The organism is Paenibacillus sp. NPDC057934, from assembly GCF_042887565.1.
In the GTDB taxonomy this organism is placed as follows: domain Bacteria; phylum Bacillota; class Bacilli; order Paenibacillales; family Paenibacillaceae; genus Paenibacillus_AQ.
Window position 1 is genome coordinate 1 of the sequence record NZ_JBHVPB010000013.1, and the last position, 14,388, is coordinate 14,388.

Here is a 14,388-nt window from a genome sequence, read left to right on the forward strand (position 1 = left end):
CTTGCATGTATTAGGCACGCCGCCAGCGTTCGTCCTGAGCCAGGATCAAACTCTCCAAATTGGTATTTAGAAAGAGCGATTGCTCATTTTGAAACTGACGATTCATTAAATGAATCTTGTTAAATCAACGTGTTCCATTTGTTCAGTTTTCAAAGAACTTGTTTCCCGGCAATTCATTTAGTTTGTCTTGCACAGGAATTATATCTTATCATGTTTCTTTATTTCTTGTCAACTTATTTTTTCAACACCCTCGTTTCCGTTAGGCGATGTCTCATAAGCACAAGAGATAATATACCATGCGGATCCCATGATTGCAATACTTTTTTTGAAAATAATCTATTACACGTATATTTCCCACCCTTACAGCACAAATTGTTTCCCATATTCCATTTCATATGGCTAAAATAGGATCTATCGTAAACATTAAAAAAGAATCCTAGCACACATACGGAGAGGAGCCATGATGAAGAACAACTCAACAACCGCTGCCCCTACTGCGGAGCAGCGCAATACGCAACAGGCCACGATTTACCGCATCCTACTCGCTGTCAGTTTTGTTCATTTGTTTAACGATTCTATTCAAGCAGTCATTCCGGCGATTTTCCCGATTCTCAAAGACAACCTGCTGCTTTCCTTTGCTCAGATTGGCTGGATTTCGTTTGCCTTGAATGTAACTTCCTCGGTCATACAGCCTGTTATCGGCTATGCCGCCGATCGCAAGCCGCGGCCGATTCTGCTCCCGCTGGGGATGTGCTGTACTTTTGCCGGGGTCTTTTTGCTGGCTTATGCCAACAATTATGTGCTCGTGCTATTTTCCGTTGTGCTTGTCGGATTCGGATCGGCTGCCTTTCACCCGGAAGGCATGCGTGTTGCCCATATGGCCGCAGGGCTTCGCAAAGGACTATCCCAGTCTATTTTTCAGGTAGGAGGGAATGCCGGGCAATCGCTCGGACCCATGCTGACGAAGTGGATTTTCATTCCTTTCGGGCAAATAGGCGCACTTGGCTTCACCATCGTTGCTGCCGCAGGAATCGCCGTGCAGACCTATGTAGCTCGCTGGTATCGCGAAATGCTTGATTCCGGATATACCTTCCGTAAAAAGACGGCGGCCAAGCTAATGGACCCCGCAAGGCGAAAAAGCATTCGGAATGCAACTATTATACTTGTCTTCCTGGTGTTCGTAAGATCCTGGTACGGGGCTTCCATCGGCAGTTATTATGCATTCTACTTAATGGATAAATACCGGATGTCCCTGGATAGTGCACAAGTATATATCTTTATGTACCTGGCAGCCGGTGCTGTAGGCACATTCTTCGGCGGACCGCTGGCAGACCGTTTCGGGCGGCGTAACCTGATTCTCTTTTCTATGGTAGGTACGGTTCCCTTTGCATTGGCGCTGCCCTTCGTCAGTCACTTCTGGGCTGCAGTGCTGCTGCTGATTGGCGGCTTCGTACTTCTGTCCAGCTTCTCGGTTACCGTCATTTATGCACAGATGCTGTATCCCGGCAATATCGGAACCGTGTCAGGGCTGATCACCGGACTTGCGTTTGGGCTTGGTGGTATCGGGTCACTCGTGATTGGCAATCTCATTGATGTTATCGGCATTACAAAAGTATTTGTGGCCTGCGGATTTCTGCCTCTGCTCGGATTGTTGGCACTATTACTCCCAGGGGACAACAAGTTGGAGGAATGGGCGGCCGAGTAAGGCCCCTGTCCTGGTAGGTAGCTCATCCGTTCTCTTTTTGGAGGACAGATGAGCTTTTTTATTTTCCAGCCTTCGCCAAAGCTTGAGTCATTACCTTAGAGAAGAGCGCTGCCGCCGTCCCACTACCAGCCGTCATATAATTACGCTCATCCGTCCGGTCAAAACCGATCCATACCGCTCCGGTCCATTCCGGAGTATACCCGACAAACCAAAGATCCCGATTACCCTTACGGCTCACCCCGGGCAGATCCAATTGGGTCGTCCCGGTTTTCCCTGCAACTGGAGTGTTCATCTGAGCCTTTTTTCCGGTACCTTCATTAACTACACTCCGAAGCATTACAGTCATCCTGTCTGCTGTAACCGGAGAAATCACCTGAGCTGAAGATGACGTGACCTTATAGATGACTTCTCCGCGGGCATTCTTCACCATCCGTACCAGATGACCCTCATTGAACTTACCTCCGTTTGCGAACACACTGTAGGCTTGAGCCATTTTTAGCGGAGAAACGCCTTTATGCAGACCACCGAGTGCGATTGCGAGATTATTGTCTTCCTCAGTTAATTCAATACCCAGCCTGGCTGCAAACTTACGCGCCTGACCTATGCCTACCTGTTGCAGCAGCCAAACCGCTGGCGCATTGATAGACTGTTTGATTGCTGTCTGCATAGTTACCTGTCCACGATAGTCCCCGTTCAGATTCTCGGGTTGATAGTTCCCGTAGGCCGCCCGCTGATCAGACAGCAGACTATCAGGAGTGAATTTCCCACTTTCCAGCGCAGGTCCGTAATCAATGATTGGTTTAAAAGAAGACCCCGGCTGTCTGGCATCCATAATAGCTCTATTCAGCCCCCCTTCCTTAGGCTCCCGCCCTCCCATAAGCGCTACAACCTCACCATTACGATGATCCATAATCACCATAGCCGACTCCACTTGCCGGTCCTTCCCATCCGGAGGAAAAGAAGCGGGCTGCAAAAAGGCCTTCTCCAGCTCGCTCTGGGCCTGCACATTCATGGCTGTAACAATCGTATAACCACCACTCTGCAGTTCTTCTCTGGATTTGCCAGTCAGCCTGGACGCTTCCTGGAGCGCGGCATCGCCATACGATATTCCAGCAGCCGAAAGCTGCTGCGGTTCCATCGGTAGAGCCTGATATTCCTGAAGTAGCGCGGCATTCATCTGGGCAATAGATATCAAGCCTCGCTGCTCCATGATGTGCAGAACAAGCCCACGTCTTTCGGCAGATCGTTCGGGATCATCCACAGGATTGTAGATAGAAGGTCCTTTAGGAATCGCTGCAAGCGTAGCAATTTGCCAAATCTCCAGCTTATGCAGATCGGTAATGCCAAAATACCGCTCAGCTGCGGCCCTGATTCCATACTGACCTCGCCCCATGTACAACTGGTTGAGATACAACTCCAGAATCTCACTTTTAGATAAACGCCGCTCCAGCTCCAAGGCGATAGACGCCTCGTTCACCTTACGCAAGAGATTCTTATCTCTGTTCAGATACAGGTTCCGGGCCAGCTGCTGGGTGATGCTGCTCCCCCCTTCGGAAATTTCCATATTCGCTGCATTTGTTACCAGTGCCCGCAGTATTCCCTTGTAGTCCAGCCCCTCATGCGTATAAAAGCGACGGTCCTCCACTGCTAGAAACGTAGCTGTTAATAGCTTTGGCATCTCAGTAAGTTGCAGAGAGGTCCTATAGCCGGACCCTGGCATAGGGACTTTGCGTAATAAGGATCCATCTGAAGCCAGCATTACACTAGACTCCGGTAAAACCAACTTGTCAGGATAACGACTGACTATGGTGCTTCCATATTCATGAATGTACACAAGACCAGCTAACATTAGCATGACGACGATTACTCCAAGATCAAACAACGTATACAGGATGCGCAAGACCCTGTCACGCATATTAGACCAATGAATCCTTCTATAGAAGTTCTCATGGGGTCGCCTCTCCAGTGGACTGCTCATGACCCTGTAATCAGGCACTCCAACGCCTGCTCCATTCCGGTTGCTTCCTGCCTGGCATTTACGAGAAGGTGAAGCATAGCATTGCTATCTTCCCCCGCAGCTTCCGCTTCATGAAGATAACGAAGTGTAGCTTTAACTCTGAGGATCAAGACCATAGCATCTTCGTTATCCAGTACCGGGGACGAACCAGAAGTCCGGCTAGAATCCAAATCCCCTGCAACTGCTGCTGACAGCTCTATTGGAGCTTCTCCCTTTTGCGCTTTATGTTGCATGCCTACAACTCTCCTATTGCTGTTAATCCGCTCCAGATGTCCGGCTAATGCTTGCAGTTCCCCGGCGGACAACACCTTCAGTTCCGTGAAAGAACCGTGATAGGCAAGTTTCTCCGCTGCCTGCAGCAGTGATTGCATATCTTGTGCCGGCTTCTGCGAGCGCAGCAAAAAGAACCCCGAGAACACCAGTACAAATAGTACGGAGGTAAAGGGAGCTTTTCCAATATGATTGATAATCCAGTGAGCCAGCGTCACAACTAAATCGCCCGAATCCGGGCTGTGACGGGAATACATCCATACGAACAGTCGGTATAATACGAAAAGAAAAGCAGCACTCCAGAGTGTGCTTCCGCCAAAAATATATAGATACCCCACTCTTACGGTACGCCGCTTCATCAATGCCAATCCCTCCTTCCAGAAGGAGATAATCCCCCTCTGACACAAGGATAAGGAGGAAATCTTAAGAATGGCTCCAAAACTCCTTAAGATTTTCTGAAGAAACAAGAGGGAAAGCATCAAAAGCTACAGTTGTGAGAGCGGGAGCCGGACGATAAAGTCCGTACGTTGTCTGTCGCTCACGGCCAAAATGACACCGCCGTGCAGTTCAATAATTCCCTTGGCAATCGCCAGTCCCAACCCGGAACCTCCGGTGTGCTGTGAACGAGAGCGCTCCGCCCGATAAAAACGTTCAAAGATATACGGAAGATCGCCTTCCGCTATCCTTTCTCCGAAATTGCTGACCCACACCACAGCTTCGTCTCCCTCCCGGCTCAGGCCAACCTCCAGCTTCTTTCCGTCACGACCATAACGGATCGCATTGGTGATCAGATTATCAAAAGCACGAACCAGCTCATACGGAGCCCCCTGAACCCATAACGATTCGGTGTGGTCTTCAATTTCATACGTCATACCAGCCGCAGTCAGTGCGGGAACAGCTTCCTCTGCAAGCTGCCGCATGAACGCTTTGAGATCCAGAGGCGCCAGTACAAACGGTAAACCGCCACTGTTCACCCGTGTGTATTCAAAGAGATCATCAATCAGCTTTCTGAGCACCAGCGATTTCTGGTAAGCAATACCCACGTAATAGCGCATTTCTGTCTCATCCCGGCAGCGGTCCTGTTCAATGTATTCCAGATAACCTAACACAGAGGTTAACGGAGTGCGGAGATCGTGAGATACACCTGTAATCAACTCGTTTTTGGCAGTGACCGCTTTCCGCTCTTCCAATAAGGAATGTTGAAGCCGATCAGACATAATGTTGATGTTCTCAGCTAGTACACCCAGTTCATCCCCTGACCGGACTTCAATTCGGTGTGACTCCCCTAGTTTGGTGATTTGTTGAATCCCTTTGGTGATCTCCTCGAGGTAGGAAATGATTTTACGGGTATAGATGAAAAAGAATAGCAAAAAGCTAATGATTCCAGCCGCAGCCATAAGCGGAGCTGAACCGATATGGTTAATAATCCATTTCAGAATCAAAGAATAAGGTGCAGAAGGCGGGGCTGGATTCAAATACACCATAGAGTTCACCAACTGATAGCATGCCGCAAGCAGGATACCGCCCGAGAATACGCTTAGCAGGAAAGCCCATATAAACTTCCAGCGGATGGTACTGATATATTTGGAGTTCAAAATTAATCACCTCCGGCGTTCAGGACGGCCCGTCCAGTTTGTAGCCAATACCCCATACGGTCTGTACATAACGGGGCTGCTTGGGGTCCAGCTCGATTTTTTCACGGATATTGCGAATATGCACCATTACTGTATTGCCTCCATCAAGAAAAGGCTCATTCCAGAGGTTACGGTAAATCTGTTCCATGCTGAGCACCTGACCCTGATGCCTCGCTAACAGCTCCAGAATGGCAAATTCCCGGGGTGTAAGCTTTACTTTACGGCGATCCACACTAACTTCATGTTTGGCGGTATCAATGATCAAATCCTCAAACACCAGTTCATTCTCATTCCGGCGCGTAAGACCGCCTGTGTTCAGTTTATGGTAACGACGCAGCTGTGATTTGGCCCGGGCAACCAGCTCCAGCGGGTTAAAGGGCTTGCCCACATAGTCATCCGCCCCGATGCTGAGTCCGGCAATTTTGTCCATATCGCTATTTTTCGCGGACAACATAATAATCGGCATGTTCCGTTCCTCACGTATTTTCATACAGGCAGCGACGCCATCCAGCTTCGGCATCATCACATCCAGAATAATGAGATCCACCTCTTCATTGTTCAGGCACTCCAGTGCCTCCAGTCCATCATAAGCCTTGAGCAGCCGGTATCCCTCGTTGCGAAAATAAATATCCAGCAGGTCCACGATCTCTTTCTCATCGTCTACCAGCAGTATCGTTTCAGGTCTCACCGAAAGAACATCCTTTCCAGTTCTTTTGTTAACGTTCCTTCCTTATTCTAACAAAAGATCCCGACCAATTCGCCTATGCAAATTAACCGGGATCTATAATATTATGCTGGGCCTGGGCCGCAGCGCTTATTCCACTATGCTTTTAGCCCTCCAACAACCGAATCAGTTCTTCCTCGTCCTCAATGACCTGAATACCGAGTTGCTGTGCTTTGGCCAGTTTGCTGCCTGCCTTCTCGCCGGCAATGACCAGGTCCGTCTTCTTGGAGACACTGCCGGTTACCTTCGCTCCCAGCGCTTCCAGACGTTCCGCCGCTTCCTCGCGCGTCAGCTTATGCAATGTACCCGTAAGGACAACGGTTTTGCCGCTGAAGAAGGAATCCGTACTTACTGGACGCGGTGCTTCCGGAGCCTTGGCCTCGACGCCTAGCGCCAGCATGCGGTCAATCCCTGTCACTACGAACGGATCAGCAAAGAATCCTACGATGCTCTCGGCCACAATACCGCCAATATCCGGCAGTTCAGCGAGTTCCTCGGCTGTCGCCCTCATCACTGCTCCCAAATCGCGGAAGTGGTCCGCCAATGTACGAGTCGTGGCCTTCCCTGTGTTAGGGATACCCAGCGCGTACAGGAAGGAGGCCAAATCCCGTCCCTTACTGTCTTCCAGTGCCTGAAGGAGATTGCGTGCCTTTTTCTCGCCAAAACGCTCCAGCTCCACCAGTTGCTCAAAGGTTAGCTGATAGAGATCGGCCGGCTCGCGGACACTTAGCTCTTCAAAGAGTTGTCCTGCCGTCTTCTCGCTGAAGGTCTCAATGTCCATGGCGTCCCGTGAAGCAAAATGCGTAATCCGGCTGACGATCTGCGGCTTGCAGTCCAGCTTGTTGTTGCAGAAGAGATGCGCACCGCGCATTTCCAGCGGGAACCCACAAGCAGGGCATTTGTCCGGGAAAATAATCTCCTCGCCGTCACTCTCCTCAGTCACTTTGCCCAGAATCTCCGGGATCACATCATTGGAACGACGAATGAAGACTCTTGTGCCCAGCGCATGCTTCAGGTTCTTCCGCTCGATATCCCCCACGTTGTTCAGTGTACAGTTCTGGACAGTAACCCCGGCCAGTTCAACAGCCTCAACTCGCGCCAGCGGCGTGACTTTGCCTGTCCGTCCCACATTCCAGCTAACGGATTCCAGAATCGTCGTCGTCTCTTCTGCCTCGAACTTGTAGGCGACTGCCCAACGTGGAAACTTGTCCGTATAACCGAGAGCTTCCCGAATCCGGAAATCCGTAACCTTGATCACCGCTCCATCTATGAGGTAATCCAGGGAGGAGCGTTTCTCTTCAATCTCCGCCAGTTGCTCAGTCACATCTTCAAATTTATCGTAGTAAGTCAGATAAGGGTTCACCTTGAACTGATTATTCCGCAGGAAATCCATCATCTCCTGATGATCGCTAAACTGCACACCCTCTGAGTAGCCTATATTGTAGAAAAAGGCGTTGAGCCGCCGCTCAGCTGTCGTCTTAGGATTCAAATTCCGTAGCGCACCGGCCGCGCCGTTACGCGCGTTCTTCAACGGATCGGCTGCCCGGGTATTATAATCCGCCAGCACTGAGAGATTCATAATTCCCTCTCCCTGTACTTCAATCAGACCTTCTTTGAACGGAATGGTCAGCGGAACAGACTTAATCGTCTTCACTTGGGCCAGGATGCCCTCGCCTGTCACCCCATTGCCGCGCGTCGCAGCCTGCTCCAGCACACCATTCCGGTACGTCAGGTTCAGCGTCAGCCCGTCAAATTTGAGCTCAACGGCATAACATGGCTCTGGCAATGGGGTCTCCGGGTTCTTGGTATTATAATCATTGACCAGCTTCAGTACGCGGGAATTCCAGCTCCGCAGCTGTTCAATATTCTGCGCTTTATCCAAACTCCACAAGGGGGCCAAATGGCGATGGGGCGTAAAGCCCTTAAGCAATTCTCCACCCACCCGCTGTGTTGGTGAATGAGGAAGCACAATACCGCTCTCCGCCTCCAGCGCTACTAGTTTGTCATAGAGAACATCGTATTCTTTGTCGCTGACAAGCGGCGTGTCGAGCGTGTAATAATGATAGTTATATTTGTGAAGCTCTGCTACGAGCTCTTCCATTGTATGCATAACATCCATACAGGTATATCCCTCCGTCAATAAGTGTCCTACGATTAGCGTCGTCTAAAAAGACAATCGTTAGTCGTAGCCGAACTATTCCACCTTGGCGATCGGTGCAAATCCGGCTAGTAGCCGCTTCACGCCCACCGGCGCCGGAAAAGCAATCTGCAGCTCCGTATCGTTGCCGGTGCCTTTGACGGACACAATGGTGCCTATGCCCCATTTGCCGTGGGATACCTTGTCGCCCGCCTTGAAATCGGCGGACGCTGAAGATCCTGCTCCGGCTGCGGGCTTCGCCCCGCCGGAGGTCACGGACACGCGGCCCTGGCCAGCTGCGGCCGTGGCCGTGCTTCCGCCGAAGCCTGCGGCATTCGGCGTAGACCCGGCGGCCCCGCCTCGGCCGCCGAAATTGCCCCGGCCGCCGCTGGCAAAGCCGCGGCCGCCATAGGCTCCGCCCACTTCCGACCCGCCGCGGCGGAATCGGTCGTGGGCAGGGGCGGTGTCTTCCTTCAGCTCCTCCGGAATCTCCTCCAAGAAGCGGGACGGCGGGTTAGCCGTCGTCCGTCCGAAGAGCGTGCGCACCCGCGCACAGGAGAGAAACAGTTGTTTCTCGGCGCGGGTAATGCCGACATAGGCAAGCCGTCGCTCCTCTTCCAGTTCATCATTGTCCTGGAAGGCCCGGCTGTGCGGGAAGACCCCTTCCTCCATCCCGACAATGAACACTGTCGGGAACTCCAGACCCTTGGCACTGTGCATCGTCATCAGCACCACCGCATCGCTGCGATCTTCCTCTTCGTCATTCATACTATCAATGTCCGCGATTAGCGCAAGGTCTGTCAGGAAGGAGACGAGCGACTTGTCCTCATTATTTTTCTCAAACTCCATGGTTACAGACAAGAACTCGTCGATATTCTCCAGTCTGGAGCGGGATTCAAGCGTGTTCTCATTTTGCAGCTCCAAGCGATATTGTGACAATTCCAGAACTTTCTCGGTCAATTCAGTCACCGACAGGAACTCCACCATCCGGTGCAGCGCTTCGATCATGTCGTAGAACTCCACCAGGGCATTACGGGTGCGTCCGGCAAAGCCCAGATCATCCACAGTCTCCAGGACACGGAAGATGGATACCCCCCGTTCGGCTGCAGCTACGGCAAGCTTACCAACGGTCGTATCGCCTAGCCCGCGCTTCGGCACGTTGATAATCCGCGTCAAGCTGATATCATCATCCGGATTAGACAGCAGGCGCAGATACCCCAAAATGTCTTTGATTTCTTTACGGTCGTAGAACTTGATGCCGCCCACGATCTGGTAGGGAATATCCGACTTGATCAGAATTTCCTCGATAACCCGGGACTGCGCGTTCGTCCGATACAGAATGGCGTGATTTTGATACGCCTGACCTGTTTTCACATTCTTGCTGATTTCTCCGGTGACAAAATACCCCTCATCATGCTCAGAATCCCCGCGATAAACCTGAATCTTCGCACCTTCATCAGAGTCTGTCCACAGCTTCTTGGGCTTGCGTCCGGTATTGAGCGCAATGACGCCATTGGCCGCATTCAAAATATTGGAGGTGGAACGATAGTTCTGCTCCAGCAGGATGGTTTTGGCTTCAGGATAATCCTCTTCAAAATTAAGGATGTTGCTGATATCCGCTCCGCGCCAGCGATAAATCGACTGATCACTGTCACCGACTACACAAATCCGGTGATGGCTGTCAGCCAGCATCCGGCACAGCATGTACTGCGCACGGTTCGTATCCTGATACTCGTCCACATGAATGTACTTGAATTTCTTCTGATAAAAATCCAGAACCTCCGGTACTTCCTTGAACAACTGAATCGTAGCCATGATCAGATCATCAAAATCCAGAGAGTTGTTACTCTTCAGCCGCTTCTGGTACATGGTATAGACCTTGGCAATCAGCCCTTCAAAATAATCGCCGACCTTCTGCTCATACTGGGCCGGGGTTACCAGCTCATTCTTCGCCGTACTGATCACAGACTGAACGGCCTTCGGCTCGAACTTCTTCGTGTCGATGTTCAGTTCCTTCATACAGTTACGGATTACGGACAACTGGTCCGTGGAATCCAGAATAGAGAAATTAGAAGTAAAGCCGATCCGCTCGATATCCTTCCGTAAAATCCGTACACACATGGAGTGGAAGGTTGAGACCCAAATGTCGCGGCCCTCCGGCCCGACAAGCTTGGATACACGCTCCTGCATCTCACGCGCTGCTTTATTCGTAAATGTGATGGCCAAAATCGCCCAAGGCGGCGCCTTGCGGTTCGCAATCAGCCAAGCGATTCGATGCGTCAGCACCCGCGTCTTGCCACTACCCGCGCCGGCCATGATCAGCAGTGGACCTTCAGTAGCCTCCACAGCCTGTCGCTGCGGAGGATTGAGCCGGCTAACGGCTTCTTGTATGTTAACAGGTTGCATGTATAACATGCTCCTTTCTTCATTCATATGAATTACACCATTGAAGTAGTTCTCTATAAAAACTATTCAAAGTGCATTTGCTGTGTATTCTTTACCGCCTGAACCGTCAGCAGTGCCTGCTGTAAATCCTGATAGATGATATTGCCGACCACAACCGTATCACATAGCGCTGCCATCTGCACAGCCTCCGCTTCGGAAGTAATCCCCCCGCCATAAAAAAGTTGGCTATGCTCCACGGACTCCCGTACGGTCCGCACAGTTTCCACCTCTCCGAATCTGCCACTATACTCCAGGTACACCACAGGCAGAGACATCAGCTTGTCCGCAACCTGCGCGTAGGCTGCAGCCTCTTCAGCTTGAAGATCCGTATCAGCGCCTGTAAGCCTAGCCACAGTAGAATTGTCGTTCAGCACAATGTACCCCTCAGTCAGCAGCATGTCCCAGGGGATCAAGTAGCCGTAGCGTTCAATCGCCCGGCGGTGATGGCCCACGATCCATGTCGGGTCCGGCGTATTAAGCACCATAGGGATCATATACAGATCAAACCCCGGGACTGCCGCTTCCAGATCCGACACCTCCAGGGCCACTGGCAGCGCGTAGCGTCTGATTCTGGACATTAAGTCCACAGTATTCTCATAAGTGACCCCTGAGGAGCCGCCTACCATTATGGCATCCGTTCCCGACAAACATAATGCCTCCAGCTCTCCATCACCCAGCTCACGGTCCGGATCCAGCTTGAATACATGCCGCCACGGCTTGACCATCTGCTGCACTGCTCTCATGTTCTTCCATCCCTCATCAGTCATTTAGGCAGGGCAAAATCCCCCCTGCCTCCGCTAAAGATATAACTCTAGTCTATGCCAGCGGGAAGGGGGGTGTCAATTTAAAGCGGGTAAAAAATACGAACATTTTTTCGCTTTTTTACCATATAGAAGACTACAGACTGCTGCGCAGTCCCTTGATCCGGTTCAGATCATTCTCGGGAACAAAACACAATACCCCGCTTTGCCGGAGGCAAAACGGGGTATCTCTCATACGTTCATCAGACAGTTTGGTTTAGTAGGCATTCTTATTCATAAATCCGTTACGAATCGTCTTAAATATAATCCGAATGTCAAACAGCAGTGACCAATTCTCAATATAGAAAATATCATGCTTGATACGTTCCTCGATCGAGGTGTCGCCACGCAATCCATTACTCTGTGCCCAGCCCGTAATTCCCGGACGCACATGATGCTTCACCATATACTTCGGAATCTCGTCGCGGAACTGCTGTACATAAAATGGCCGCTCTGGGCGCGGACCCACAACACTCATATGACCCAGCAGCACATTGAAGAACTGTGGCAGTTCATCCAGACTGGTTTTGCGGATAAAGGTACCGAATCTGGTTCTGCGCGGATCTTCACGTGTGCTCCAGCCCGTATCTTCTCCGGTATCTACCTGCATCTTCATGGAGCGGAACTTGTACATCATAAAGTTGCGGCGATTCAGCCCCACCCGCTCCTGCTTAAAAATAACCGGACCTGGCGAGGTGAGTCGCACACCTAGCGCAACAATCAGCATTACAGGGAGCATCATCAGAATCGCAAACAGCGAGAATACGATGTCAAACATCCGCTTGGCTAGCTTGTTGCCTGCCATATCCAGCGGAATATCCCGCACATTGATCATCGGCATGCCTGCAAAATTATCGAAGTATGGCCGTGCCGGCAAATAATCGAAGAAATCGGGGATGATGAGTGTGCGCACACCCGCTTTTTCACAAGCGGCAATGATCGAAGGATACTTCGAGTGGGCATCCAGCGGTAGCGCCAGAATCACTTCATCCACTGGCATCATCTCCAGCATCCCAGATAACTGGTCAATCGTCCCCAAGATAGGCTTATAGCGTTGTTCCTCGATTCCGTCCCAAGTATGGTAATCATCCAGAAACCCTATAGCTTCGTATCCCAGTTCAGGGTATTGCTCCAGGTTATTGTAGAATCTTTTACCGAGTGTACCGGCTCCTAGAATAAGTACGTATTGACGATTGAAGCCTTTTTCGCGGATCGATTTAAGCATGGATTTGACTACGTAGCGATACAACATTATTGAGAGCAGATTAAAGCTCATGTAGAGTGCTAGGTAAGCACGCGAAATATTAATTTCTTTTACGAAGAACATGAGACCAAGCAAGATAAAAATCGCCATTACATGCACTTGGAAAATCTTCATAAATTCATCGACAAAACGCTTCTTGCGCTTAGGTAAATAAAATGACATTAAAATTCCAATCAATACGGCTATACCGCCATAGATCATGCTCCAATAAGCATAAGACTCTACAGGCAGCGGGTTCTCATATTCCATCCAGCCGCTCTTGAATTTCAACCACCAAGCTGCAAGAAAAGACATTTGGATAACGAGAAAATCCGCGACCATATACATTTGCGTTAAAAATTGTTGATTACGGCGAATCATAATCTCACCTCAGCTTTCGATTCGGTGCGTGTACCGGCATCGCCGGAAGCCGACAGACTCTGAGCTGGAAGAGGTACTTTTCTGGGTGATATCATAGCGTTCCGCACCAGGGATAAAACAAATTTGAGACCCACTCCGGCATAGACCATTCCATTAATCATAATGTTGTACTGCTGGCGATAATGCTTACGATGAAATAAAATCATTGCCCGATGGAATTCATACACAATCTTGAAGGGCCTGCGACGTGCGCTACCGCCTTTAAGATGGATAATAGAAGTCTGCGAGTAGTAGTAAATTTTCCACCCCGCTGCCTTAATGCGGTAACACCAGTCCAAGTCCTCCCCGTACATAAAGAACTCTTCATCCAGACCACCGACATGTTCGATCGTCTCCCGCCGGAGCAGCATGAACGCGCCAACCAGGCAATCGACAGGGTAATTCTTATCCGGGTCCAGATAACCCAACTGGTAGCCATTGAAGCGGGGGTTATTCGGGAATAGCTTGCTGAAACCAAAGGCGTAATAAAAGGAGGCCGAAGGTGTAGGGAAGCCCCGTTTGCAGGCCTTGTCTAGCGATCCGTCGGGTAAAATGATTTTGCAGCCAGAAGCCCCAACATCCGGGCGGCTGTCCATGAAGGAAATCATCGTCTCCAGCGTATCTTTACGCACAACCGTATCGGAATTCAGCAACAGTACAAAACGTCCGGAAGCAATCTCCATCCCCTGATTATTGGCCCGAGCGAACCCTGTATTCTCCCGATTAGCTATCAAGGTGACATTCGGGAACTCTCTACTAATGGTCTCTACGGATTCATCATAGGAATTATTGTCTATTAAAATAATCTCATAGGAAAAGTTCGTCTCCGAGTCATATACCGACCTTAGACAGTCCATCGTCAGGCGGCAGGTGTTGTAATTGACTATCAATATACTTACATCCACACTCAATTCTATTACTCTCCTGACAAATATAGTAATCTCTCGACAAATAGTATAACACAAAACCTCCAAGAAAGGCTTGGCCTTGTCA

10 protein-coding genes and 1 rRNA gene are annotated in these 14,388 nt (G+C 50.3%); 1 reads left to right on the forward strand and 10 read right to left on the reverse strand.

Going from position 1 to position 14,388, the window contains the following annotated elements; all coding sequences use genetic code 11:
- Positions 1-61 (reverse strand): 16S ribosomal RNA (locus ACFVRY_RS25450); the annotation flags it as partial.
- A gap of 402 nt (positions 62-463) precedes the next feature.
- Between ACFVRY_RS25450 and ACFVRY_RS25455 the strand changes: the two genes are divergently transcribed.
- Positions 464-1,705: an MFS transporter gene (locus ACFVRY_RS25455; protein WP_387503239.1), complete on the forward strand. Its 1,242-nt coding sequence runs from the start codon at positions 464-466 to the stop codon at positions 1,703-1,705.
- Positions 1,706-1,763: 58 nt separating this feature from the next.
- Here the strand turns inward: ACFVRY_RS25455 and ACFVRY_RS25460 are convergent, their stop codons facing one another.
- The 9 genes from ACFVRY_RS25460 to ACFVRY_RS25500 all read right to left on the reverse strand — a co-directional run bounded on the left by ACFVRY_RS25460 (position 1,764) and on the right by ACFVRY_RS25500 (position 14,300).
- On the reverse strand, positions 1,764-3,701 hold the full coding sequence (locus ACFVRY_RS25460; protein WP_387503072.1) for a transglycosylase domain-containing protein: 1,938 nt from the start codon (positions 3,699-3,701) through the stop codon (positions 1,764-1,766).
- Positions 3,680-4,354 (reverse strand): hypothetical protein, encoded by a 675-nt coding sequence (locus ACFVRY_RS25465; RefSeq protein ID WP_387503074.1) that lies wholly within the window; start codon positions 4,352-4,354, stop codon positions 3,680-3,682. Before ACFVRY_RS25465 ends, ACFVRY_RS25460 begins: the two co-directional genes overlap by 22 nt.
- 123 nt (positions 4,355-4,477) lie before the next feature.
- The gene (locus ACFVRY_RS25470) at positions 4,478-5,587 is read right to left on the reverse strand and encodes a sensor histidine kinase (protein WP_387503075.1); all 1,110 of its coding nucleotides are present in this window, start codon (positions 5,585-5,587) and stop codon (positions 4,478-4,480) included.
- A gap of 19 nt (positions 5,588-5,606) precedes the next feature.
- The gene (locus ACFVRY_RS25475) at positions 5,607-6,314 is read right to left on the reverse strand and encodes a response regulator transcription factor (RefSeq protein ID WP_387503076.1); all 708 of its coding nucleotides are present in this window, start codon (positions 6,312-6,314) and stop codon (positions 5,607-5,609) included.
- Between the two features lie 142 nt (positions 6,315-6,456).
- Positions 6,457-8,469 carry an NAD-dependent DNA ligase LigA gene (ligA, locus tag ACFVRY_RS25480; protein WP_387503077.1) on the reverse strand — a complete coding sequence of 671 codons (2,013 nt, stop codon included), beginning with the start codon at positions 8,467-8,469 and terminating at the stop codon, positions 6,457-6,459.
- A 75-nt stretch (positions 8,470-8,544) separates the two neighbouring features.
- Complete coding sequence (pcrA, locus tag ACFVRY_RS25485) at positions 8,545-10,893, reverse strand: DNA helicase PcrA (protein WP_387503078.1); 2,349 nt, start codon at positions 10,891-10,893, stop codon at positions 8,545-8,547.
- A 62-nt stretch (positions 10,894-10,955) separates the two neighbouring features.
- On the reverse strand, positions 10,956-11,675 hold the full coding sequence (gene pcrB / locus ACFVRY_RS25490; RefSeq protein ID WP_387503079.1) for a heptaprenylglyceryl phosphate synthase: 720 nt from the start codon (positions 11,673-11,675) through the stop codon (positions 10,956-10,958).
- Between the two features lie 274 nt (positions 11,676-11,949).
- Entirely contained in the window at positions 11,950-13,356 is a 1,407-nt protein-coding gene (locus ACFVRY_RS25495) for an undecaprenyl-phosphate glucose phosphotransferase (protein ID WP_387503081.1), read from the reverse strand.
- Positions 13,353-14,300, reverse strand: coding sequence for a glycosyltransferase family 2 protein (locus tag ACFVRY_RS25500; protein ID WP_387503240.1), 948 nt, complete (start codon positions 14,298-14,300; stop codon positions 13,353-13,355). The genes ACFVRY_RS25495 and ACFVRY_RS25500 overlap by 4 nt, the downstream gene beginning before the upstream one ends.
- Positions 14,301-14,388 lie beyond the last annotated feature (88 nt).

Coding starts and splice junctions, on each gene's coding strand:
- pcrB (WP_387503079.1), bottom strand. CDS start 11,675: ATGAGAGCAGTGCAGCAGATGGTCAAGCCGTGGCGGCATGTATTCAAG.
- ACFVRY_RS25455 (WP_387503239.1), top strand. CDS start 464: ATGAAGAACAACTCAACAACCGCTGCCCCTACTGCGGAGCAGCGCAAT.
- ligA (WP_387503077.1), bottom strand. CDS start 8,469: ATGGATGTTATGCATACAATGGAAGAGCTCGTAGCAGAGCTTCACAAA.
- pcrA (WP_387503078.1), bottom strand. CDS start 10,893: ATGCAACCTGTTAACATACAAGAAGCCGTTAGCCGGCTCAATCCTCCG.
- ACFVRY_RS25495 (WP_387503081.1), bottom strand. CDS start 13,356: ATGATTCGCCGTAATCAACAATTTTTAACGCAAATGTATATGGTCGCG.